This is a genomic window from Nocardioides seonyuensis, from assembly GCF_004683965.1.
Classification (GTDB): domain Bacteria; phylum Actinomycetota; class Actinomycetes; order Propionibacteriales; family Nocardioidaceae; genus Nocardioides; species Nocardioides seonyuensis.
This window is the reverse complement of the sequence record NZ_CP038436.1, coordinates 3,603,293-3,624,481: the sequence shown is the minus strand read 5'-3', so window position 1 is coordinate 3,624,481 and position 21,189 is coordinate 3,603,293. Positions and strand designations below refer to the sequence as shown.

The 21,189-nt window shown below is 69.6% G+C and carries 17 protein-coding genes; 8 read left to right on the top strand and 9 right to left on the bottom strand.

Going from position 1 to position 21,189, the window contains the following annotated elements:
- Positions 1 to 42 precede the first annotated feature (42 nt).
- The 3 genes from EXE58_RS17545 to EXE58_RS17535 are packed head-to-tail and all read left to right on the top strand — an operon-like array spanning position 43 to position 3,885.
- Positions 43 to 1,059 (top strand): zinc-dependent alcohol dehydrogenase family protein, encoded by a 1,017-nt coding sequence (locus EXE58_RS17545; protein WP_135269045.1) that lies wholly within the window; start codon positions 43 to 45, stop codon positions 1,057 to 1,059.
- Positions 1,056 to 2,786, top strand: coding sequence for an alkaline phosphatase D family protein (locus EXE58_RS17540; RefSeq protein WP_135269044.1), 1,731 nt, complete (start codon positions 1,056 to 1,058; stop codon positions 2,784 to 2,786). Before EXE58_RS17545 ends, EXE58_RS17540 begins: the two co-directional genes overlap by 4 nt.
- Positions 2,787 to 2,790: 4 nt before the next feature.
- Positions 2,791 to 3,885: a DNA glycosylase AlkZ-like family protein gene (locus tag EXE58_RS17535; protein ID WP_244242295.1), complete on the top strand. Its 1,095-nt coding sequence runs from the start codon at positions 2,791 to 2,793 to the stop codon at positions 3,883 to 3,885.
- A gap of 238 nt (positions 3,886 to 4,123) precedes the next feature.
- Here EXE58_RS17535 and EXE58_RS17530 read toward each other — a convergent pair whose 3' ends face one another.
- From EXE58_RS17530 to EXE58_RS17520, 3 genes are all read right to left on the bottom strand, one after another.
- Positions 4,124 to 4,951, bottom strand: a complete 828-nt coding sequence (locus EXE58_RS17530) for an SDR family oxidoreductase (RefSeq protein ID WP_135269042.1) — start codon at positions 4,949 to 4,951, stop codon at positions 4,124 to 4,126.
- A complete protein-coding gene (locus EXE58_RS17525; protein WP_135269041.1) occupies positions 4,948 to 6,078 on the bottom strand; it encodes an MBL fold metallo-hydrolase in 1,131 nt (376 codons plus the stop codon). The genes EXE58_RS17530 and EXE58_RS17525 overlap by 4 nt, the downstream gene beginning before the upstream one ends.
- A 62-nt stretch (positions 6,079 to 6,140) precedes the next feature.
- On the bottom strand, positions 6,141 to 7,157 hold the full coding sequence (locus EXE58_RS17520) for an AraC family transcriptional regulator (RefSeq protein WP_135269040.1): 1,017 nt from the start codon (positions 7,155 to 7,157) through the stop codon (positions 6,141 to 6,143).
- Between the two features lie 39 nt (positions 7,158 to 7,196).
- Between EXE58_RS17520 and EXE58_RS17515 the strand changes: the two genes are divergently transcribed.
- Complete coding sequence (locus EXE58_RS17515) at positions 7,197 to 9,554, top strand: ATP-binding cassette domain-containing protein (protein WP_135269039.1); 2,358 nt, start codon at positions 7,197 to 7,199, stop codon at positions 9,552 to 9,554.
- A gap of 33 nt (positions 9,555 to 9,587) precedes the next feature.
- On the opposite strand, the gene EXE58_RS17510 is transcribed toward EXE58_RS17515, so the two are convergent.
- From EXE58_RS17510 to EXE58_RS17500, 3 genes are all read right to left on the bottom strand, one after another.
- On the bottom strand, positions 9,588 to 11,213 hold the full coding sequence (locus tag EXE58_RS17510) for a methyl-accepting chemotaxis protein (protein ID WP_135269038.1): 1,626 nt from the start codon (positions 11,211 to 11,213) through the stop codon (positions 9,588 to 9,590).
- Positions 11,214 to 11,382: 169 nt separating this feature from the next.
- Positions 11,383 to 13,071, bottom strand: coding sequence for a bifunctional metallophosphatase/5'-nucleotidase (locus EXE58_RS17505; RefSeq protein WP_208544068.1), 1,689 nt, complete (start codon positions 13,069 to 13,071; stop codon positions 11,383 to 11,385).
- Between the two features lie 131 nt (positions 13,072 to 13,202).
- On the bottom strand, positions 13,203 to 14,363 hold the full coding sequence (locus EXE58_RS17500; protein WP_135269036.1) for a glycoside hydrolase family 6 protein: 1,161 nt from the start codon (positions 14,361 to 14,363) through the stop codon (positions 13,203 to 13,205).
- Between the two features lie 140 nt (positions 14,364 to 14,503).
- Here EXE58_RS17500 and EXE58_RS17495 point away from each other — a divergent pair, with 140 nt between their 5' ends.
- On the top strand, positions 14,504 to 15,166 hold the full coding sequence (locus EXE58_RS17495; protein ID WP_167288992.1) for a maleylpyruvate isomerase N-terminal domain-containing protein: 663 nt from the start codon (positions 14,504 to 14,506) through the stop codon (positions 15,164 to 15,166).
- A 1,022-nt stretch (positions 15,167 to 16,188) separates the two neighbouring features.
- Here the strand turns inward: EXE58_RS17495 and EXE58_RS17490 are convergent.
- Complete coding sequence (locus EXE58_RS17490; RefSeq protein ID WP_135269034.1) at positions 16,189 to 16,779, bottom strand: TetR/AcrR family transcriptional regulator; 591 nt, start codon at positions 16,777 to 16,779, stop codon at positions 16,189 to 16,191.
- 44 nt (positions 16,780 to 16,823) lie between these two features.
- On the opposite strand from EXE58_RS17490, the gene EXE58_RS17485 reads away from it, so the two are divergent.
- On the top strand, positions 16,824 to 18,077 hold the full coding sequence (locus EXE58_RS17485; protein WP_135269033.1) for an oxygenase MpaB family protein: 1,254 nt from the start codon (positions 16,824 to 16,826) through the stop codon (positions 18,075 to 18,077).
- Positions 18,078 to 18,087: 10 nt separating this feature from the next.
- Here EXE58_RS17485 and EXE58_RS17480 read toward each other — a convergent pair whose 3' ends face one another.
- Positions 18,088 to 19,089 carry a hypothetical protein gene (locus EXE58_RS17480; RefSeq protein WP_135269032.1) on the bottom strand — a complete coding sequence of 334 codons (1,002 nt, stop codon included), beginning with the start codon at positions 19,087 to 19,089 and terminating at the stop codon, positions 18,088 to 18,090.
- Positions 19,090 to 19,175: 86 nt separating this feature from the next.
- On the opposite strand from EXE58_RS17480, the gene EXE58_RS17475 reads away from it, so the two are divergent.
- Positions 19,176 to 19,853 (top strand): peptidylprolyl isomerase, encoded by a 678-nt coding sequence (locus EXE58_RS17475; RefSeq protein ID WP_135269031.1) that lies wholly within the window; start codon positions 19,176 to 19,178, stop codon positions 19,851 to 19,853.
- Here EXE58_RS17475 and EXE58_RS17470 read toward each other — a convergent pair.
- Positions 19,850 to 20,290 (bottom strand): OsmC family protein, encoded by a 441-nt coding sequence (locus EXE58_RS17470; protein ID WP_135269030.1) that lies wholly within the window; start codon positions 20,288 to 20,290, stop codon positions 19,850 to 19,852. The two genes, EXE58_RS17475 and EXE58_RS17470, sit on opposite strands and share 4 nt — an antisense overlap.
- A gap of 39 nt (positions 20,291 to 20,329) precedes the next feature.
- Here EXE58_RS17470 and EXE58_RS17465 point away from each other — a divergent pair, with 39 nt between their 5' ends.
- Positions 20,330 to 21,157, top strand: a complete 828-nt coding sequence (locus EXE58_RS17465) for a formate dehydrogenase accessory sulfurtransferase FdhD (RefSeq protein ID WP_244242294.1) — start codon at positions 20,330 to 20,332, stop codon at positions 21,155 to 21,157.
- Positions 21,158 to 21,189: the final 32 nt, after the last annotated feature.

The following is a 21,189-nucleotide window of genomic DNA, read 5'->3' as shown; positions in this document are numbered from 1 at the left end:
ACCGCTCGGGCGCGCGTGGCGGCCGCGTGGCAGGATCGCGCCATGCGAGCCACGACCATTCACGCCCCTGGTGACATCCGCTTCGAGGAAGTGGCCGATCCCCGCATCGAGGAGCCGACCGATGCCGTCGTGCGCGTCTCGGCGGGCTGCATCTGCGGATCCGACCTGTGGCCCTACCGGGGCTTCAACGACGTCACCGCGGGCGACACCATCGGCCACGAGTGCGTCGGGGTCGTGGAGGAGGTCGGCTCGGAGGTGACGTCCGTGGCCCCCGGCGACTTCGTGATCGTGCCGTTCTGCCACAGCGACAACACGTGCGTGCACTGCCGAGCGGGTGTGCAGTCGGCCTGCGTCAACGGCGGCTTCACCGCCAGCGGGCAGGGCGAGCTTGCCCGGGTCGTCCAGGCTGACGGGACCCTCGTCGGCACCGGGGCGACCCCCGACCCGCCCTTGATCCCGTCGCTGCTCGCGCTCTCCGACGTGATGCCGACAGGTTGGCACGCCGCGATCAGCGCAGGTGTCCGGTCGGGGAGCACCGTGGTCGTGGTCGGCGACGGTGCGGTCGGGCTCTGCGGCGTGCTCGCCGCCGTACAGCTGGGGGCCGAGCGCGTGGTGGCCATGTCGCGCCACGAGTCGCGCCAGGCCATCGCCCGCCAGTTCGGTGCCACCGACGTGATCGCCGAGCGCGGCAAGGAGGGTGCTGCGCTGGTGAAGGAGCTGACCGGGGGAGTGGGGGCCGATGCCGTGCTCGAGTGCGTAGGCACCGACGACTCGATGCGTCTGGCGTTCTCGGTCGCTCGCCCCGGCGCGACCGTCGGCTTCGTCGGCGTGCCGCACGGCGTGGAGCTGCCGGTGGGCCGGATGTTCGCAAAGAACGTCGGGCTCCGCGGCGGCGTGGCTCCGGTGCGGAAGTACCTGCCCGACCTCCTCGAGCGCGTGCTCTCCGGGTCCCTCGACCCGGGCCCGGTCTTCGACCTGACCCTGCCGATGGAGCAGGCCGCCGAGGGCTACCGCGCGATGGACGAGCGCCGTGCCGTGAAGGTGCTGCTGCAACCATGACCACGCTGGCAGGCGACGAGGGGCCGCTGCTGGTGGGTCCGCTGCTCCGGCACGTCGACTCGACCTCGGCCACCATCTGGGTCGAGACGAAGGACGCTGCGGAGGTGGAGATCCGGGCGTTCGGCATCTCCGAGCGCGCGCGCACGTTCGCCGTGCACGGACACCACTACGCCCTCATCGAGGTCGGCAACCTCGCTCCCGGCACGCATCACCGCTACGAGGTGGTCGTCGACGGGGTGGTGGCCTGGCCGCCCGCCGGCTCCGAGCTGCCGCAGTCGCGCATCCCCACGCTGCGTCCGGGCAAGCCCCTGCGGCTGGCCTTCGGCTCCTGCCGCACGTCGGTGGCGCACGACGCCGACGGCCACGCCTCGCACGGGGTCGACGCCTTGCGCTCCTATGCGTTGCGCATGGCCGGGAAGGCGGCTCCACATCCGGACTCGGTGGGGGACGACGACGTCGAAGAGCCCCGGTGGCCCGACCTGGTCGTCTTCCTGGGCGACCAGGTCTACGCCGACGAGACCACCGACGAGATGCGCGAGTTCATCGCCTCTCGCCGCGACATCGAGCAGCCCCCCGGGCCTGAGCTGAAGGACTACGAGGAGTACGCCCACCTCTACCGCCTGGCCTGGACCGACCCCATCAACCGCTGGCTGCTCTCCACCGTCCCGACCGCGATGATCTTCGACGACCACGACGTCCGCGACGACTGGAACACCTCGTGGACGTGGCGCCAGCAGATGGAGCAGACCCCGTGGTGGCACGGCCGGATCGTCGCCGGCCTGGCGTCCTACTGGGTCTACCAGCACCTGGGCAACCTCTCGGCTGCAGAGCGGGCCGAGGACGAGATCTGGCAGCGGGTGGTGGCCCACGAGGGACCGGAGGAGCTCGACCTCAGCGAGGTCCTCGACCGGTTCGCCGACCGTGTCGACCAGCACCCGGAGACCTATCGGTGGAGCTACTGCCGTGACTTCGACACCCAGGCGCGCCTCGTGGTGATCGACTCGCGTGCTGCCCGGGACCTGGGTCCCGACCGGCGTGCACTGCTCGACCAGACCGAGCTCGACTGGGTCAACAGCCAGCTGGAGGGCGGGTTCGAGCACCTGCTGATCGGCACGTCGCTGCCGTTCATGCTGGCACGGGGGCTCCACCACCTGGAGGCCTTCGGCGAGGCCGTGGCAGGAGGCGCGTGGGGGGGACACGCGGCGGCAGCGGGGGAGAAGCTCCGTCAGGCCGTGGACCTCGAGCACTGGGCCGCGTTCCAGGACACCTTCCACGCGGTCGGCAAGATGGTCACCGAGGTGGCCTCCGGCGCTCGCGGTCCCGCACCCTCAAGCGTGACGTTCCTGTCCGGCGACGTCCACCACAGCTACGTCAGCGAGGCCCGGCCGAGCCGGGGCTCGGCGTTGCCGCCACTGAGGTCGAGGTTGGTCCAGGCCGTCTGCTCGCCCATCCGCAACCCGCTGTCGCCCAGGATGCGCTTCGCGACGGCGGTGCTGTCGTACGGCGTCGCGGGACCTGTCGGCCGACTCGCGTCGCTCTCCACCAAGGTGCCCGACTCACCGTTGACGTGGCGCTACCGGCGTGGTCCGTGGTTCGACAACAACGTCGCCACCCTCGAGCTGCGCGGGCGGGGCCTGCGCATGTGGTGGCTCAGTGGCGTGGTGGTCGATGGCGACCACGAGCGTCCCCGGCTCCGCAAGGTGGCCGACTACGAGCTGGAGGCGTGATCGGGTGGTCCATCGGCTCTCGCGCACCGAGGCCCGACGGATGGCGGTGCAGGCGCAGCTGCTGGCTGTCCCGTGCCCGGCCAGTGCCCTGGACGTCGTACGACACCTCGGGTTCCTCCAGGTCGACCTGACGACAGTCGTCGCCCCGCACGCGGACCTGGTGCTGTGGTCGCGCATGGGCGCGGCCTACGAGGAGGGAGGCGTGGACGCGCTCATCGGCGACGGTGCCGTCCTGGAGCACCAGTCGATGCTGCGACCGGCAGAGGACATCGCGCTCCTGCAGGCGGACATGGACGCCTGGCCGGGTGTGCCTCCCCTCCGCCAGTGGCAGGTGGAGATCGCCGAGTGGGTCGCTGCGAACGACGGCTGCCGGCAGGAGATCCTCGCAACCCTGCGCGCAGAGGCGCCGCTCCCTGCCCGGGCCCTTCCCGACACCTGTGAGGTGCCCTGGCGCTCGTCGGGGTGGACGCACCACAAGAGCGTCATGAAGCTCCTGGAGTGCATGGAGGCCCGGGGCGAGGTCGCAGTCGCCGGACGGAAGGGCAAGGAGCGCACCTGGGATCTCTCCTCCCGCATCCATCCCGGTGATGCTGCGGTAGCGGGGCCGGAAGCGCACCGCACCATGGCCGAGCGCCGCCTGAGGGCGCTGGGGATCGCCCGGCCCCGCGCCCTGGAGAACTGGCACGAGCCCTACGACGTTCGCGACGTCGGGGAGGAAGCGGTCGTGGAGGGCGTCAGGGGGAGGTGGCGGGTGGACCCGACCCTGCTGGAGCGTGACTTCGACGGGCGCACGACCCTGCTCTCCCCGCTGGACCGGCTGGTCTTCGACCGCAAGCGGATGCAGGAGCTCTTCGAGTTCGACTACCAGCTGGAGATGTACAAGCCGGCGGCCAAGAGGCGATGGGGCTACTGGGCGATGCCGATCCTGAGCGGCGACAGGCTGGTGGGCAAGGTCGACGCCACGGCAGTGCGCGAGTCGGGTGTCCTGCTCGTCGACGCGGTGCACGAGGACGGCGAGTGGAGCACGGAGACCAGGGAAGAGGTTGCTGTCGCGATCTCCCGCCTCGGCGGGTGGCTGGGCCTCGAGGTCGTCAGCTGACGAGGCTGCGAGCGCAGGTGCAGGTGTCCGAGCACGGCAGGTAGCTGTGCGCCGAGTGCGAACACTCGGGGCAAGGCATGTCGTGCGAGAGGTGCGTGCCCTTGGCTTCGACGGTGTCCCACATGGTGCTTCTCCAGGTGCTTGAATGTCAGATCACCAAGGTGACACGCAACACGCGGCGCTGTGACGCGATCACTTGTGAAGTAACCCGTCGGGGGTAAAAGATGGCCCGCTCGGACTAGGCCTGCGGGCCCCCTCGGGCGAGGAGCCGCTTCTGGGTGCGACGTCCCTGGGCGATCACCAGGGGAATGGCCGCGAGCCCGAAGGAGGGCACGACGTCGCCGAGTCGTGCGAGGGCTCCCCGCCACCCCGGAACGGCCGTCACGAGCCGCGGCTTGTCCAGGACCTTGGCCACCGCCTCGACGACCTCTCGTGGTTGGAGGAGCTTGCCGGAGAAGGACAGGGCCGACGCCGGGTCGTCGAGCTTGTCGTGGAGCATCGGGGTCCAGATCCCGTCGGGACAGATGCAGGAGATGTCGATGCCCTTCTCCCCGGCCGCTCGCAGGTCAGCCGCGGTGCTGAGGCTGAACCCGATGGCGGCGTGCTTGGAGGCGGCGTAGACCGCTTCGCCGGCGACCGCGCTGAGCCCGGCCAGCGACACCACGTTGACGACGTGCCCACCCCGCTGCCGGCGCATCGCCTCGAGAGCCGCGACCGTGCCGTGGATGGTGCCGAGGGCGTTCACCTCGAGCATCAGCCGCCACGTGCTCTCGTCCTGCTCCCAGGCCGGCCCGGTGACCAGCACCCCGGCGTTGTTGACCCAGACGTCGAGGCGCCCGGCCAGTTCGACGATCTCGTCCCGGGCGTCCTCGACCTGGTAGAGGTCGCGCACGTCCACGACCCGCGGCACGGCGCGCTCGCCGAGCTCCTCGGCGGCTGCTCGCGCGCCGGCCTCGTCGACGTCGGTGACGAGGACCATGTGTCCGCGCTGCACCAGGAGCCGGGCGATCTCCTTGCCGAGGCCGCGTCCCGCTCCGGTGACGACGGCACCTCCCGGGGCCGTCATCGCAGGCCTGCCCGGATGACGCCGTACTCGATGCCCCCGTGGAGGTAGGTCGGCACGACGGGCCAGAAGCGCTTCCACGGCGCGAGCTCGGTGGAGGGGAGGATCTGGAGCCAGCGCGGGTCGTCCTTGCAGGGGTCTGCCAGGACCTTCTCCTTGATCATGGAGTCGTACTGGTCGAGGGAGTCCTCGAGGGTGTTGGCGTTGGGGCAGATCTCTCGCCCGAGCTGCTCGTGGTACTTGCGCACGCCGGGGATCTTCGACAGCTCCGGCTGCCAGTTGTCCAGCGAGATGCCGTTCTCCGAGGACACCCAGACGCCGTCCGGGGTGTTCATCACCAGCGAGTGGTTGCCGTCGGTGTGTCCGGGGGTCCACAGCAGCGCGATGCCCGGACCCAGCTCGATGTCGCCGTCGAAGGTGACGAGCTTGTCGGGGTCGACGCCGCCCAGGCCCCCGTCGACGTACCACGCCCACTGCATCGGGTGCAGCGACTGCAGCGTGGCCAGCTCGCGCGAGTGCACCAGCATCTTCGCGTCCCCGAAGAGCGGTTGACGTGCCGTGCTCTCGCCGGGCACCACCTCGGTCGACCCCAGGATCATCCGCGGGTCCTGCACGTGGAGGTGGTCGAAGGTGCAGAAGTCGATGTCGTCCGGCGCCAGTCCGAGCTTCTCGAGCACGTCGCCCGGCTCGTTGTAGTAGCGCAGGATCGCCTTCTCGAGGATCTTGCTGCCGGGGATCTTCTCCATGAGCGACTGGAGGTTGCGGTAGAACGGCGCCTCCGCCGAGCCGTCCGGAACGGTCGGCTCGAAGACCAGCGTGCGGGGCACGCCGTTCCAGTCGTCGTACTGCACCACGATCATCCGGTTGATCATCGAGATCAGCGGAAGGGTGGGAACGCTCACGGCGTCGTGGAAGGCGTAGTTCACCGGGTAGGGGGCCGCCGCGATGTCGACGGACTTGACCGCGCGGACCTGCCCTTGTGACTTGAAGCGGATCTTGTAGGCGGCCGCTGCCTCACGGACCGCCTGCAGGCGCTCGCCTCGTGGCCAGACGTCGTGGACGCCATCGAACTCAGGGATGGACCGCGCGCCGATGTCGGACAGCACGGAAGTGGGGGTCTGGATCGCCATCCGACCAGCGTGGAGCGTCACGAACCACGAAACTTGTTCCGAGACGACAGATTCGGCCCTGCTCACCTCTGGGACGACTGGGCGCGCAGCTCGCGTGGGTTCATCCCGAACCAGCGCCGCACTGCATGGCTGAGCGTGGACTGCTCGCCGAAACCGACCAGGGCAGCGACCTGGGTGAGCGGGAGCGCGGTCGTCGTCAGGTAGCGACGGGCGGCGTCCCGGCGCACGTCGTCGAGGACCTGCTCGAACGTGGTGCTCTCGGCCGCCAGTCGGCGCTGCAGGGTGCGCGGGTGGATCGAGTGGAGGCGGGCGACGTGCTCCAGCGACGGCGAGACCACCCCCAGTCCCTGGACGAGGGCGCGCCGCACCTGCACCGCCATGCGCGTGGTGGGCTCCGGGTAGTGGCGGGCGAGGTGGTCCAGCGCCAGCGCCCGGATGACCTCGTCGGCGCCGTCGAACTGGGCGTCGAGGACCGCTCGCTCGACCCGCAGGGCGCCCACGGGCGCACCGAACCTCACGTCCGCCCCGAAGAACTGCGTGTAGCGGTCGACGGGGGAGAGGGGCTCGTGCGGGATCTCCACCGACCTCAGGCCGGTCAGGCCGCCCAGCATCCTCTCGGCGGCATGGTGGAAGAGGCCCAGCCCGAGCTCAGTCGCCTGGGGGGAGTACGGCGACTCGTGGAGGTCCTTGCGATAGGTGAGCGCGACGACCCCCCGGGCACCTCGGGGGTCGACGTCCACCCCGACGCTCAGCGCCGGGCTGTGCACGAACAGGTAGCGGGAGGCGCACTCGACCGCCTCGGCCACGGTCGAGGAGGCCTCGATGGCGAGCGCGAGCGGGCCGAGGATGGTGAGGTCCTGCGAGGCAGCCAGCCGCAGGCCGAGGTCCGGACACCTGAGCTCGGCTGCGACGGCGTCGAGCATGCGGTCGTGCTCGGTGATGGGGATCAGCCCGTCGTCGGACTCGAGGACCCCCGGCGGTATGCCGAAGCGCCTCAGGAACTCCTCGGGGTCACCGCCCAGATCGACGACCAGCGGTGCGAAGCCACGCAGGCTCGCAGCTCGGATCATCGGGGCCATGGCTGACAGCGTAGGCAGGGCTCGTGTTGGATCGTGGGCATGGGAGAGCACCGCGCAGACAGCCATGACCTCATCCGCGTGCAGGGCGCGCGCGAGAACAACCTCAAGGACGTCAGCATCGACCTGCCGAAACGCCGGCTGACGGTCTTCACCGGCGTCTCAGGCTCGGGGAAGAGCTCGCTGGTGTTCGCCACGATCGCAGCCGAGTCCCAACGGATGATCAACGAGACCTACAGCGCTTTCGTCCAGGGCTTCATGCCGACGCTCGCCCGGCCCGACGTCGACCACATGGAGGGCCTGACCACGGCCATCATCGTCGACCAGGAGCGGATGGGCGCCAACCCTCGCTCGACCGTCGGCACCGCCACCGACGCCAACGCCATGCTGCGGATCCTCTTCAGCCGGCTGGGGGATCCCTACCTCGGCCCACCGACTGCCTACTCCTTCAACGTCCCGACCCGCAAGGCCAGCGGCATGATGACCACCGAGAAGGGTGGTCGGGTCGAGAAGCGCGTCGCGCGCCAGGAGGTCTACCTCGGCGGCATGTGCCCGCGTTGCGAGGGAATGGGCAAGGTCAACGACATCGACCTGACCGCGCTGTACGACGACTCCAAGTCGCTCGCCGACGGTGCCCTCACGGTGCCCGGCTACTCGATGGACGGGTGGTACGGCCGCCTGTTCGAGGGAGTCGGGCTGCCCATGGACAAGCCGATCTCGAAGTTCACCAAGAAGCAGCTCGACACGATGCTGTGGGCCGAACCGACCAAGATCAAGGTCGAGGGGGTCAACCTCACGTTCGAGGGCATCATCCCCAAGATCCAGAAGTCCATGCTGTCGAAGGACCCCGAGGCCATGCAGCCGCACGTCCGACGCTTCGTCGAGCGCGCCGTCACCTTCCAGACCTGCCCGGACTGCGACGGCACCCGACTCACGCCGGAGGCGCGCGCCTCGAAGATCCGAGGGAAGTCGATCGCCGACCTGTGCGCGATGCAGATCAGCGACCTGGCCGTGTGGGTGCGCGACCTCGACGAGCCGTCCGTGGCGCCGTTGCTCAAGGGTCTCCAGCACCTCCTCGACTCGTTCTCCGACATCGGCCTCGGCTACCTGTCCCTGGACCGGCCGGCGGGGACCCTGTCGGGGGGAGAGGCCCAACGCGCCAAGATGATCCGCCATCTCGGGTCCTCGCTGACCGACGTGACCTACGTCTTCGACGAACCCACCATCGGCCTCCACCCCCATGACATCGCGCGGATGAACACGCTGCTCCTCCAGCTGCGCGACAAGGGCAACACGGTCCTGGTCGTCGAGCACAAGCCGGAGACCATCGCCATAGCCGACCACGTCGTCGACCTCGGCCCAGGGGCCGGCTCCGGTGGTGGCACGATCTGCTTCGAGGGCGACATCGACGGCCTCCGCGGCAGCAGCACGATCACCGGCAAGCACCTTGACGACCGGGCGCGCCTCAAGGAGCACGTGCGCAAGGCCACCGGCACGCTGGAGGTACGCGGTGCATCGACCCACAACCTGCGTGACGTCGACGTCGACGTGCCGCTGGGCCTCCTGACGGTCGTCACGGGGGTGGCGGGGTCGGGGAAGAGCTCGCTGATCCACGGCTCGCTGGCCGGCCGGGACGAGGTCGTCGTCATCGACCAGGGTGCGATCAAGGGGTCCCGTCGCAGTAACCCCGCGACGTACACCGGCCTGCTCGAGCCCATCCGCAAGGCCTTCGCCAAGGCCAACGGCGTCAAGCCGGCGCTGTTCAGCTCCAACTCCGAAGGCGCCTGCTCGACGTGCAACGGCGCCGGCGTGATCTTCACCGAGCTGGGACCGATGGCGACGTTCGAGTCGCCCTGCGAGGAGTGCGAGGGCCGGCGCTTCAGGGCGGAGGTGCTCGAGCACACCTTCGGCGGGAAGGACATCGCCGAGGTGCACGAGATGTCGGTCGTCGAGGCGCGTGAGCTCTTCGGCTCCGGCGATGCCAAGATCCCGGCCGCCGGCAAGATCCTCGACCGCCTGGTCGAGGTGGGCCTGGGCTACGTCACCCTCGGCCAGCCCCTGACGACTCTGTCAGGGGGCGAGCGACAGCGTCTCAAGCTGGCCAACCAGATGGGGGAGAAGGGGGACGTCTACGTCCTCGACGAGCCCACGACGGGTCTCCACCTCGCTGATGTCGAGAACCTCCTCCGGCTCCTCGACCGCCTGGTCGACTCCGGCAGGTCGGTGATCGTGATCGAGCACCACCAGGCGGTGATGGCGCACGCCGACTGGATCATCGACCTCGGTCCCGGTGCCGGGCATGAGGGCGGTCGGGTGGTGTTCGAAGGGACACCGGCGGACCTGGTGGCGGCCCGCAGCACCCTCACGGGCGAGCACCTTGCGGAGTACGTCGCCCGTTGAGCCTGTCAGGTCACCAAGAGTCCCGGCCTCGGCTCAGTAGGTGAAGCGACCGACCTGCTCCCGCATCTGGGCAGCCATGCGCGCCAGCTCCTCGGCCGCCGCACTGGTGCTCGAGGCCGCGCCGTCGCCGTCCGCGACCAGTCGAGCCAGCCCGCTGGTGCTGCCGGCGATCTCCAGGGAGCCGCTCGCAGCCTGTGTGACGTGGCGGCTCATCTCGTTCGTGGTCGCGGTCTGCTCCTCGACCGCGGCAGCGATGGTCGTCTGGCTGTCGCTGATCTGGGCGATGACGGCGCTGATCTCGGCGATCGCCTGCACGGCGGCGCTGGTGTCGGCCTGGATCGCAGCGATGCGGCTGCTGATCTCGCCGGTCGCACGGCTGGTCTCCTGAGCGAGCTCCTTGACCTCTCCGGCGACCACGGCGAAGCCCTTGCCGGCCTCACCGGCCCTGGCCGCCTCGATCGTCGCGTTGAGGGCGAGGAGATTGGTCTGCTCCGCGATGGAGCTGATGACCTTGACCACGTTGCCGATCTCGGAGGAGGAGTCGCCCAGCTTGGCCACGGTCGTGCTCGTCGACTCGGCTGTGAGCACCGCCCCGCCGGCGACGTCTGCGGCTGCCGCCGCGTTTCGGGCGATCTCGCGGATGGAGGCCGACATCTGCTCGGTGCCCGCAGCCAGCGTGGACACGTTGCCCGAGACGCTGTCGGCCGTGCCCGCGAGCTGCTTGGCCTCACGCGTGGACTCGGCGGCGCTGCTGGACAGCTGGGCCGACACCGCCAACAGCTCCTCAGAGGCGGCTGCGAGTGACTGGGCGTTGTCGTCCATGCCGCGCATCGACGTCGACAACGACTCGAGCGCCTCGTCGAGCGCGCGCGACATTTCGCCCACCTCGTCCGTGCGCTCGAGCCCCGAGCGCACGTCGAGGCGCCCCGCGGCGACCTGGCGCAGCTGGTCGGCGATCTGGCGCAGGGGAGCGGTGATGGAGCGTGTCACGTGCACGAGGAGGAGGACGGTGACCAGCGCCGCGAGGGCGAGCCCTCCGGCGACCCGGACTCGCTGTCCGGCGCTGGTGTCGTCGACCTTCGCCTCGAGCTTCTCCACCCGTGCGTCGATGAGCTCCTGGAACTCGGCGTTGGCTTCGTAGGTGTCCGTCCAGGCTGCCCCCGCAGGGCCGTCGTTGATGCTTGCCATCACGTCGGGAAGCGCCTCCAACCCGTCGCTGCGCAGCATCTCGCGCAGCGCGGCGTCCTCGGCGTGGAAGGTGGTGAAGTAGGCCTCGACGTCCTGGACGATGGCGGCCTCCTCCTCAGTCAGGGCCGAGGTGTCGGCCTCGGAGAAGAGCTGCTGGACGCCTTCCCACGCGGTGTCGAAGCCCTGGACGTTGTAGGCGTCCTCGGCCAGGCCCTTCTCGACTCCGTAGGCGGCGGCGTCCGCCACGTAGAGGCCCTGCCAGCCGGTGAGGTCGTTGATGGCCACCAACAGGTCGTCGCCGATCTGCTGCGCCTCGAGCACGGCGCTGACCTGGTCTCGCTGCTGCTCCAGGCGGTCCTCGCTGACGAGGTCGTAGATGAAGGCGGCGGCGATCAACAGCCCGCACAGGGCGAAGACGGCGCTGAGTCGAGCGCCGATCCGCAGGTTGTCGAGGCGCAGCGGCGCGGGCATGGCGAGTCTCCTGGTGTCGTACGGCACCCCGACCGGGCCCGGCGGGGTCGCCGCACCCATCGGGTGCCGACGCGGGGACCTGAGGGGTCCGCCACGTGACCTCCACCGCTCGGCACGCAGACGCGTCGATGGGCGCCGGCCACGAGGACGGCGCCCATCGACGTTGCGGTCAGGGAACTCGGATGATCCGGTCCTGCGGGCCGGGTGCGATCCCGGCGGGGTTGGCGAGCAGGTAGTTCTCGAAGGCGTCGGTGTCCACGTTGCCGGGGACCCGGTCGGTGCCCTCGAGGAGCACCGAGTAGTTGTCGCCGCCGTCAGCCAGGAAGCTGTTGACGGTGACGCGGTAGGTCGCCGCAGCGTCCAGTGGCGCCCCGTTGAGCGTGATGTTGTCCACCTTGGAACCGGCCGGCGCAGAGTCCGAGCGCCGGTAGGAGAAGCCCTCGGAGACCTGGAGGATTCCGTTGCCACCGGTGAACTGCTGCTCCAGCAGGGCGTCGATCTGCTGGCCGGTGAGCGACATGGTGACGAGCGAGTTGCCGAACGGCTGCACCGCGAAGGCCTCGCCATAGGTCACCTCGCCCGGCTGCTCGCCGCCGCTGGGAGCGTAGAGCAGGTCCGCCCGGATGCCCCCGGCGTTCATGAAGGCGATCTGCGATCCGGTGCCGGCCTGCTGGGCGTCGAAGTTCTGCGCGTCAGCGATGCGGTCACCGAGAGAGGACTCTCCGGCAGCGTTCGCCGCGCGGAGGATGTCAGCGGTGATGCGTCCGATCACCCGGTTGGCGAACGGCGCGGACGCCGTCTGGTACTTGCTGATCAAGGTGGTGAGGTCGGCCGCGGGGTCGACCGTCCGGGTGACGATCCTGTTGTTGACGAGGATCTCGGTCGGCTGCTTGGTGGCGCGGCTGAGAGTCATGTCGATGTCGGTGATGAGTCGCCCGTTGCTGGCAGCACCGGTGACGACCTTGCCGTCGATCTCGCAGTTCACCGCCCAGTTGGTGTGGCCGGTGATCATCACGTCGACCTCGTCGTCGAGCGCGGATGCGATCTGCGGCACCCGGCCGGTGGTCGTGCCGCACGAGTTGATGGTCGTCTCGTTGAGCGGGTTGGAGGTCGACCCACCCTCGTGCAGCAGCACGACGATCGTGCGGACGCCCTTCTTCTTGAGGTGGGGGACGAGCGCGTTCACGGTCTCGACCTCGTCGAGGAAGTCGACGCTCGAGATGCCGGCAGGGGAGACGATCGCGGGGGTCACCTTGGTGGTCATGCCGATGAGGCCGACCTTCACACCCTTGAACTTCTCGATCGCGTAGGGCGGGAAGATGGTGTCGCCGGTGGACTTGTACTTCACGTTCGCGGCGAGGAAGTCGAACTCCGCGCCGCCGAAGCCGTCGCCGTCCTGGCAACCGTCGACCGGGTGGCAGCCGCCTTCCTGCATGCGCAGGAGCTCGTCCACGCCCTCGTCGAACTCGTGGTTCCCGACGGCGTTGAAGTCGAGATCCATCAGGTTGGCGGCCTCGATGGTCGGCTCGTCGTGGAAGAGCGCCGAGACCAGCGGCGTCGCGCCGATCAGGTCACCCGCCGACACGAAGAGGGTGTTGGGGTTGGTGGCCCGCAGCTCCCTGACGTGGGTGGCGAGGTAGGCGGCACCCCCGGCATTGGTCGAGCCGATCCGGCCGCTCGATCCCGAAGGGGGCTCGAGGGCCCCGTGGAAGTCGTTGAGGCCCAGGAGCTGGACCTCGGTGGTGGCGGCCTTCGTGGGGCCCTTCTTCTCGGGTGCTGCGAGTGCTGATGGCGCTGCGGCAGCAGTCAGGAGTGCTGCTGCTGCGCCCAGCGCAGCCCAGCGAAAGCGGTCGTTCACGGGCATTCCCCTCGGGTGGGTGGGACTGACCTCCGCACGCTAACCCGAGGGAGCCCATTGCGCGAGGGGTGAACGCGCTGCTTCTGGTTGAACTTCTACCGACGGAAGCAGGCCGAGGAGCGGCGGGTGCCTCAGGGCTCGGGCCAGGGCGTCGTGGACACCATGTCCAACGCGCGCTGCATCACGAAGGGATCGGCCTGGTAGTAGAGCCACGGGCGTCCGAACCACACGAAGCCGTCGACGTTCTCGGCCGCGAGCCTGCGCGCCTCCTCGGAGAGGCCCCACTCGGGGTCGCCGGGACGGGCCGTGGGCGGGATGCCGAGGGTGACGCAGCGCGTCATCGTGGGTGTCGTACAGGTCCGGGCGTTGTCACGCTCCTCGCCCTTGGCCGCGGGGATCATGTCCGTCCACTCGGTCGGCTGCCCCGACTTGGCGGTGTCGATGATGAAGTGCTTGGAGCCGTAGCCCTGCTTGCGCAGGAGGTCCACCATCTGTGAGCCGAGCAGGATGTTCTCCTCCGGGCCGGTGTAGTGCGTGGAGTCCATGGCGAAGCCGCGGGCGTAGGCCACACCCGTCCGCTTGAGGTTGCGGATGCAGCGGGCCGCCGTCGGCTTCGTGTGGGGCTTGCACCAGTCGGCCGCGCCGGCGTCGATGTAGACCGACGTGGCGGGCAGGTTCGACAGGGTCCGCGTGGCGAAGCGGATCAGCTTGGCGCTGACCTTGGGCTTGGGGGTGCACCACAGGAAGGGACCATCGGGCTGCATCACGATGAGCGTCGGCGCTGATCCGATGCCGGAGGCGAGGTTGCGGATCCAGGTCTTGTAGCTCGCCTGCTCCGCCCGCGTGGGGGGACGCTCGCACGCCTCGTTCTCCCACGGCTTCATCCGGAAGACCGCGATCTGCGAGAGAGCCTCGGGGTTGCCGGCCTGGGAGTTGGCGATGTAGCTGATCGTCTTCGACTGGATCTGGCTGTCGGGCACGTGGTTGGCGAACCATTTGGTGCGAGGCCGGAGCCGGATCGTGTTGAGGGCCGCCTGCGTCGCCGGGTCTGCCGCCTCGTAGGGGTAGTAGAGCTGGTCCTGCGGACCGTGGTAGACGCCCCAGAGGCGGTTGGCCAGCGGGTTGCTCGGGTTCTCCTCGTGCGGCGCTTGGGCGGCTTGCCATACCGGCACCGTCGTCGCGCGAGCGCTCTTGACGGGTGCCTCAGCCGGTACGGCGGCCGGCGCAGCAGTGGTGGCCAGGCCGGAGGCAAGCACGGCAAGACATGCGAGGACACGGGGGAGGGACAGCATGGAACGCCTTCACGATAGGTGCGCGCGGGACCCGCCCGGCACGTCTCGCGAAGACTGTTTCACGGAGGCGGCGACCGTGTGAGCACTTTGGCGTGGTTGGCCCGTGGCCACGGGCACTGGCGATCTCTAGAGTCCCACCCATGACATTCTCGGTGGCCCTGGAGGCAGGACGAACGGCTTGCGTCGAGTCGATCGAGTCGTTCGTGCGGGCTGTGGAGTCCTTCAGCGAGTACGACCTCCTCGGTCCGTCCCGGTGCCACGGCTGGAGTCGTCTCGAGGTGGTGGCCCACGTCATCGCCGGGTGGCAGGAGATGCTCGGCGGCCTGGTGTCACGCGTGGAAGTCGAGCCCACAGTGGACGCGGCGTCATACTGGCCGGCGTTCGCCGAGGACTACGGCGACGAGGACCCCGTGCTCGTAGTTATGTCACAACGACGCCGAGCCTCGGCGTTCGCACGACCTGCCTCGGCGGTGGCCCAGCTCAACGACGTCGCGAAGTCCCTGCTGCGCGGGGTCCGCGACTGCGGCGAGATCAACCTCCACTGGGACGGTCACGTCTTCACCCCGGGCGACTTCCTCGCCGTCTGGGCCGTCGAGGACGTGGTCCACCAGCTCGACCTGATGTGCGACGAGCCAGCGGCGGCCAGCGCGTTGAGCCTGGCCCGGCGGACGACGGAGTCCCTCGTGGGTGAACAGCTTCCTGCCGGCTGGTCTGACTCGGACGCCACGCTCATCGGCACCGGCAGGCTGCCCGTGCCACCGGGATCCGGACTGGATGCCTCCAGGTTCCCGGCACTGGGCTGAGGGAGGGGGGGGCATGCAGAACACCCGGCCGGGATCCGGCTGCCCCTTCAGACTTCCTGACACGTTCGCCGATAATTGACATTATGTCATCACGGAGTGCGCGTTCGGCTCGACGTGAGTCGTCCACCGACTCCTGTCCACTACCCCGCCGACATCGACCGAAGCACCGGACGGCTCGACATGTGCGTTAACCAGCGCGAGAGACAACGTCGACCTACCGTTGTCGAACCGCCCACTCACATGCCCCGGAGATCAGAATGCGTCGTCGCACTGTGGCCGTCATCGCCAGCCTCGCTTGTGCCGTAGGGCTCTCGACGCCGACGGTCGCTGCCGAGGCGAGACGACTCATTTCCGGTGCGGACGTGCGAAACGGCAGCCTGACAGGCGCCGACATCGCCGACAGGACGATCCGCGCAAGGGACTTGGCTGCGAATGCCCTCGTGTCTGGTCCCGAAGGCCCCCGTGGGCCCGAGGGGGCTGCGGGCCCCCGCGGCATCGAGGGCCCGGTCGGTGGCCGCGGACCCGAGGGGCCCGCTGGTGCCAGGGGGCAGGAAGGTCCCGCCGGAACGCCTGGACCGCAGGGAGTCCAAGGTTCCCCAGGCCCAGCGGGAGCACCGGGTGCACCAGGCGGTGTCTCAGGCTGGGAGATGGTTGAGAAGCGGCAGCATGTGTCGGTCGGCTATGCGGATATGTATCGCGCACACCTGTGGGTGATGTGCCCAGTGGGCAAAGTCCTGCTTGGGGGCGGAGGTGGGATCAGCCAAGGCCAAGGCTCAGCGGACATGCAGATGAATCAGCCGACCTCCATCCCGGGCCAGCGCGGCTGGTTCGTAGCGTTCATCCTCCAGGATCCTTCCCCGCCGGAGGTATGGACGCCCGAGCTGCAGGTGTACGCCATATGTGCGAATCCTGCCTAGCACCAAGGCCTCGTCGCTCCCCCTACAACTGAAACCCGAGATCACTGGGGGTCTGAGGGTCGGTGACAACCAGGGACGCCATGCGCACGATCGTCAGCTGCCCGGTCACCGCACCTCGAGATAGGCGCCCGACAACCTCGTGAGCTCATGCATGACCGTGTCGCGGTCCAGGCCGGGATCGTCCAAGACCCAGCGCGTGACGACGGCCTGCGCGGTCACCACGAGCACCCAGGAACGATGTGAGGCCTCTGATGCACCCATTCCCGACGCGAGCACGAGATAGGCGGTCAGCAGGTCACGCAGACGGCGCTCGAGTGCCGTACGACGCTCCTTGAAGCGCGCCAGCGGAAGCTCCTCGGCGATCACCCGCATCAGCTCGGCGTCCTGCTCGATCGCCGCGACCAGCGCGACGACGACGGACTCGATCGTGTCAGGGCCGGTTGTCGTGACGTGGTCGCTGAGCGATGCCGTCACCCGTTCCTCGACCTGCGCCCAGTACTGCTCGAGGATGACGTCGATGATCGCGGCCTTGTCGGGAAAGTACTGGTAAAGCGAGCCCGGACTCACGCGCGCCTCCTTGGCGACGGCGTTGGTCGAGAAGGCCGCGTAGCCGTCACGTGACAGGACCACGCGGCCTGCCTGCACGATTCCTTCCACTGTCCGGCGGGACCTCTCCTGCCGTGGAGTCTTTCTCATGACGCGAATTGTATGCGAGTTGGTGCTCGCATCAGACTGTTGCGATGGCCCCGCACCAGCAGTTCCCCACCCGGCACCGCGAGGCCGAGCCCCGGGGTACCCGGCTCGGCCGTCCGCTCAGGCTCGTCTCGGGCCTGCGTGGTCCGGTTGACGAGGCACTTCTCGACAGGCTGGGCAGGGCGCTCCTCGAGCAGGACGAGGCAGGTGCGGCGGTCGCTGCTGCCATGCGTCGGGCCCCGGGAGATCCCGAGCGGGTCACCCATGCGCATCTTCGCGCCGCTCTGTCATCGGGATCAGGCGAGAGCACTCCCCCCGCGCTGAGGAGGTTCCTCGACGAGGTCAGCACGCCCCCCGACTGGGTCGACTGGGATCGCGTCGCTCGTGGCGCACGCGTCTTCGACCGCCTGGGCCGCAGCGCCGGCGACGTCCTCCTGCAGCTCTCCCTGATCGGGGGCTACCGATTCGGGGGCCCCACCGAGCTCTTGGTCGCGACCGGCGGCCTCAAGGGCCCGCACACCTTGCGGCGGATCGCCGAGACGCAGCAGTGGACCCTGAGCCTGATGCGACCCGGCGCCCTCCGACCCGGTGGCGAGGGCTGGCGCACGACGCTGCACGTCCGCGTCATGCACGCCCTGGTGAACTCCGCCTACGCCGGCGACCCAGAACGCTGGGACGTGCAGCGGTGGGGCCTGCCCATAAACCAGGCCGACCAGGCGGGCACCCTCGGCCTGTTCGACGCGACGCTGGTCGTCGGGTGCCGGGCGCTCGGCATCCCGGTCCCCCGCGACGACGCCGAGGACCTGCTCCACCTGTGGAAGTACGTCGGGTGGTTGATGGGGGTCCATCCTGACTTCCTCACCGACGACGAGGACGAGCGCACTTGGCTCAACCTCCACATCCTCTACGCGGCGGCCGGCCAGACACAGGCAGGTCGCGAGCTCGCGCAGGCGATCGTGGCAGCCCAGCCGGAGCGACGGTTCGCGGGCGACGGTGCCGTCGCGCGACGTCTGCGCGGTCGATATGAGCAGGAGCGGCTGCTCAGCATGCTTACGATGTTCCTCGGCCCCGCCAGCATGCGCGAGCTCGGCCTGCCGATCCGGCCGCCCTGGGCGTTCGCAGGGGCTTTCGGCGCGAACACGTGGCGGCACCGCGTCATCGGTCGCTCGGCGCGCGGACGTGCCACGAACGAGAGACGTGGCCTGGCCGTCCAGCAACGCCTGCAGGCGACGTACGTCGTGGAAGATGCGCCCCACGCACCCCGCGTGCGCAGCGGCTCGGACGGGCTCACCTACCGCTAGGCGAGACGCGTCAACGGTCGGGCCAGGACCAGCCGTCGCTGGTGACGAGCTGGTGCAGCATGACCCGGCGCTCCTCGTTCGACTCCAGCGCCGCGTCCAGGGCGTCCTGGCCGAGCAGCGGGATCCCGATCTCACGCAGGCGTTCCACGGGCGGTGGCGGCGGTGGCTCCACGTCGGGCGTCCACGACGTGTGGGCAGCGGTGCGCAGGTAGCGCTCGATGGCGAAGCGCAGCGGTCGGGTCACGCTCCGGTCCGGTCGGCTCTCGGGGCTCACGACCTCCTCCAGAAGCATCAGGGCCTCCTCGAGGTTGGCCATGGCCAGTGGACCGGCGAGATCACCGCTCGCGGAGTGGAAGTAGTTCAGGACGGGATAGGCCAGGTGCTGCTCGGCAGAGACCGCGACGATCGACGTCAGGCTCGTGAGCTGCTGGTGGAAGTGGTCGGTGAAGCACGTCCCGTCCCACCCCAGCTCGAGTATCGAGGTGGGCGACTCCCCCAGCCCGTTGACCTGGATGGCGAGCGCTCGACGCGCGACCACCGCCGTCACCACGGAGACGAGGTAGGCGATCGAGAGCGTGACGAGGAAGAAGCCGGTGAAGCTCGCCAGCGCCGTGATGATGCCCCACGCGTCGGATGTGACGTCGTACTGCCCCGTGCCCAGGGTGATGATGGCGAAGCCGGTGAAGTAGATCTCGCCGGCGAACGAGGCGGGCTCGCCGGTGGAGATGTGCACGATCGCGTCCGAGCCTGCGAACACCAGCACCCAGCCGAGCCACAGCGCCAGGACCCACACCATCAACGCCATGAAGACGAACACGACCCCTGCTGAGGCCAGGGCCCGCGACTCGCGGTCCTTCTTGTGAAAGCGCATCAGGAGCCGCCAGCAGCGACCCAGGATGACGCTCGTCAAGGGCCCCGCTCCCCCGGAGACACCGAGGGTCGTCATGCAGGCGTCCGCGAACACGGCGCCGATGACGATCAGGCCCGCGACGGTCAGCAGCACTTCGGTCATGAGGTCTCTCCGTCGGGGTCAGGCGGGCAGGCCCCCAGCGCGGTGCACCGAAGCCCGGCTGGTCCGTACCCCCTACGATCGGCGTCATGCTGAAGCGCCTCGCGGCCGTGTCCGCCGTCCTGCTGTCCGCGTCCCTGCTCGCTGCCTGCGGTGGTGAGTCCGGCGACACTGCCAAGGACCCTGCGGCGTCCGACTCCGTCGCGACTGTGACCTGCGAGTACCCCGCGGACGGCGAGGCGGCGCGCGAGGTGGAGGCCCCGCCCGAGGAGGCCACCGCCGAGGGAACGGTGACGGCGACCGTCGCGACCAACCGCGGAGACATCGTCCTCACCCTCGACCGGGAGAAGGCGCCCTGCACGGTCAACTCGTTCGTCTCCCTGGCCGAGCAGGGTTTCTACGACGACACCCCGTGCCCGCGCCTGGGCAACCAGCCCGGCTTCGGCATCCTCCAGTGCGGCGACCCCAGCGGCACGAGCGCAGGTGGGCCCGGCTACCAGTTCGACGACGAGCTGTCTGGTGACGAGACCTACCCGGCCGGCACGATCGCGATGGCCAACGCGGGCCCGGACACCAACGGCTCTCAGTTCTTCCTCGTCTTCGCCGACTCGCAGTTCCCGCCCAGCTACACCGTGTTCGGCACCATCGACGAAGGTGGCCTCGCGGTGCTGCAGGAAGTGGCCGACAAGGGCGACGACGGCTCCAACCCCGCCGGCGGTGGCGCACCCAAGCAGAGCGTGCAGATCGAGAGCGTGACGATCGGCTAGCCCGTGGGGTGCTCCACGGGCGCGTAGGTGACGTCTGCTCCCAACTGGACCGTGCGCGAGACGGTGCACAGCCGGTCGCGCGACATCTCGATCGCCCGCGGCAGCGCGGCCCGGGCCCGGTCGCCCGCCTCCCCCTCGGGGAAGGCGACCTCGAAGGTCACCGTGAGGCCGGTCATGTGGTTGCCGGACTCGCTGCGAACCTTGTGGCCCTCGGACCGGACGGAGAACGTGGTGGACTGCGCGCGCTTGTGCGTGATCGCCTCGACGTCCAGCGCGCTGCACCCGGCGATCGCAGCGAGAAGGAGCTCCACCGGCGTGAAGTCGGGGTCGTCCCCGCCGACCCCGAAGAAGGTCTCCCCTCCCCTGGCATTCGTCGCCTTGAACCGGGCCGGTCCGATCTTGGTGAGCTCGATGCTGCGCAGGGTGTCGTCACTCATGGCCCCACCCTGTCAGAGCGCCGGGACTACTGTGCACGTGTGACGGCTGACACCCCGAGACGCCCCGGGCCATCGGTACGACGCCGTGTCGTGGAGCACCGCGGCGACCTGGAGATGCGTCACGAGGACCGCCTCGCCACCGAGGAGCCGCTCGAGATACGCCTGGCCTCCCCCGGCCGTGCGGCAACGCGAGCCTGGGTGACGATGCGCACACCGGGCCACGACTTCGAGCTGGCCGCGGGCTGGGTCCTCCACGAGGGCCTGGCCGAGCCCTCCGGGATCATGCGGGTCGCCTACTGCACAGACTCCCGGCTCGCACCCGAGCAGGAGTTCAACGTCGTCACCGTGACCCTGGCGCATTCACCGCAGCTGCCGCACCGCCATGACACTGCAGCCACCGGGTCCTCGGCCTGCGGCGTCTGCGGCAAGGAGAGCGTCGACGCCGCCACGCAGGTCTCTCCGGGCCCCGGCTGGACCGGCGAGCGGCTGGACGCCGACGCCGTACGACGCCTGCCCGAGCGCCTGCGCACAGGGCAGGCCCTCTTCGAGCGCACCGGCGGGGTGCACGCAGCGGGGCTCGCGACGGCTGCCGGGGAGATCCTCGCCGTGCGCGAGGACGTCGGTCGGCACAACGCCGTGGACAAGGTGGTCGGGTCGCAGGTCCTGGCCGGCGCCGACCCGTCAGCGGCTGCCCTCGTCGTGAGCGGACGTGCGGGCTTCGAGCTGGTCCAGAAGGCCGTGGCCAGCGGAATGGGCGCCCTGGTCTCGGTGGGTGCGCCGACGAGCCTGGCCGCGGACCTGGCGACTGCGTCGGGACTCGACCTGTGGGGGTTCGCGTCCTCGGAGCGTGTGATCCGCTACAGCTGACTCCCGGGCTCGGCGTGGGTGCGGGCCGGTGT

Bases quoted from the DNA above. Each gene is read 5' to 3' on its own strand.
- EXE58_RS17545 (WP_135269045.1), top strand. From the start codon at position 43: ATGCGAGCCACGACCATTCACGCCCCTGGTGACATCCGCTTCGAGGAA.
- EXE58_RS17540 (WP_135269044.1), top strand. From the start codon at position 1,056: ATGACCACGCTGGCAGGCGACGAGGGGCCGCTGCTGGTGGGTCCGCTG.
- EXE58_RS17530 (WP_135269042.1), bottom strand. From the start codon at position 4,951: ATGACGGCCCCGGGAGGTGCCGTCGTCACCGGAGCGGGACGCGGCCTC.
- EXE58_RS17525 (WP_135269041.1), bottom strand. From the start codon at position 6,078: ATGGCGATCCAGACCCCCACTTCCGTGCTGTCCGACATCGGCGCGCGG.
- EXE58_RS17520 (WP_135269040.1), bottom strand. From the start codon at position 7,157: ATGGCCCCGATGATCCGAGCTGCGAGCCTGCGTGGCTTCGCACCGCTG.
- EXE58_RS17515 (WP_135269039.1), top strand. From the start codon at position 7,197: ATGGGAGAGCACCGCGCAGACAGCCATGACCTCATCCGCGTGCAGGGC.
- EXE58_RS17510 (WP_135269038.1), bottom strand. From the start codon at position 11,213: ATGCCCGCGCCGCTGCGCCTCGACAACCTGCGGATCGGCGCTCGACTC.
- EXE58_RS17500 (WP_135269036.1), bottom strand. From the start codon at position 14,363: ATGCTGTCCCTCCCCCGTGTCCTCGCATGTCTTGCCGTGCTTGCCTCC.
- EXE58_RS17495 (WP_167288992.1), top strand. From the start codon at position 14,504: ATGACATTCTCGGTGGCCCTGGAGGCAGGACGAACGGCTTGCGTCGAG.
- EXE58_RS17490 (WP_135269034.1), bottom strand. From the start codon at position 16,779: ATGAGAAAGACTCCACGGCAGGAGAGGTCCCGCCGGACAGTGGAAGGA.
- EXE58_RS17485 (WP_135269033.1), top strand. From the start codon at position 16,824: ATGGCCCCGCACCAGCAGTTCCCCACCCGGCACCGCGAGGCCGAGCCC.
- EXE58_RS17480 (WP_135269032.1), bottom strand. From the start codon at position 19,089: ATGACCGAAGTGCTGCTGACCGTCGCGGGCCTGATCGTCATCGGCGCC.
- EXE58_RS17475 (WP_135269031.1), top strand. From the start codon at position 19,176: ATGCTGAAGCGCCTCGCGGCCGTGTCCGCCGTCCTGCTGTCCGCGTCC.
- EXE58_RS17470 (WP_135269030.1), bottom strand. From the start codon at position 20,290: ATGAGTGACGACACCCTGCGCAGCATCGAGCTCACCAAGATCGGACCG.